The following is a 1,008-nucleotide window of genomic DNA, read 5'->3' on the forward strand; positions in this document are numbered from 1 at the left end:
ACTAATTTTTCACTAAATAAAGTCATATTCAAGTATAATCTTGAGCATGAAATGTAAACGAGATTCGGATGGTCGGGCGCTGGACCATCACACGCTGCAAGTGATGCGCCAACAGGCCGTCAAAGCGGTGCGCGATGGGCAAAGTGTGCGCAGTGTCGCTGCCGCATACGGCCTGAACGAGCGCAGTGTCTTTCGCTGGCTTGCGCGCTTTGCCGACGGCGGTCAAAACGCACTGCTTGCCAAGCCCGTACCGGGGCGACCATCGAAAGTGACGCCTGAACAGATGGCGTGGATTGCGCGCGCGGTGCGCGAGAATACGCCGCAGCAACTGAAGTTCGAGTTTGGGCTGTGGACGCTTGCGCTCATCAGTCACTTGATCGAGCGAGAATTTGGCACGCGCCTGGCCGTCTCCACCGTGCACCGGATCATGAAGGTGCTGGGCTTTACCGCGCAAAAGCCTCTGTACCAAGCCTGGCAGCAAGACCCTGTGCTGGTGGGTGAGTGGGAGACGAAGACCTTCCCGGCGCTGCGCGCCGAGGCAAAGCGTCTGGGAGCGCTCATCTACTTTGCCGACGAGTCGGGCATCCGTTCGGACTACCATACCGGCACTACCTGGGCACCCAAGGGGCAGACGCCGGTGGTGGCAGCCACGGGCAGGCGTTTTTCTTTGAACATGCTCTCTGCGGTAGGCACAAGCGGCGACTTTCGCTTCATGCTGCACGATGGTTCGGTCAACGCCACGGTGTTCCTGACGTTTCTCAAGCGCTTGATGATCGGAGCCACACGGCCGATTTTCCTGATCGTGGATGGCCATTCGATTCACAAGGCGAAGATGGTCAAGGACTACGTGGCAAGTCTCGATGGGATGCTGCGCCTGTACTATTTGCCACCATACGCCCCGCAGCTCAATCCTGATGAGGTGGTCTGGGCTCATGTCAAACGCGCGGTCAGCGGGCAGCTGGTTCAGAGCAAAGAGCAGATGCGTAAGCTTGCCCTGGGCGCCTTGCG

1 protein-coding gene is annotated in these 1,008 nt (G+C 58.6%); it reads left to right on the forward strand.

Annotation, left to right across the window (positions count from 1 at the left end):
• Window positions 1-46: 46 nt before the first annotated feature.
• On the forward strand, window positions 47-1,008 hold a 962-nt coding region (locus CCA01S_RS15045), incomplete at its 3' end, for an IS630 family transposase (protein WP_066459948.1).

This window comes from Castellaniella caeni NBRC 101664 (assembly GCF_001592225.1).
In the GTDB taxonomy this organism is placed as follows: Bacteria; Pseudomonadota; Gammaproteobacteria; order Burkholderiales; family Burkholderiaceae_B; genus Castellaniella; species Castellaniella caeni.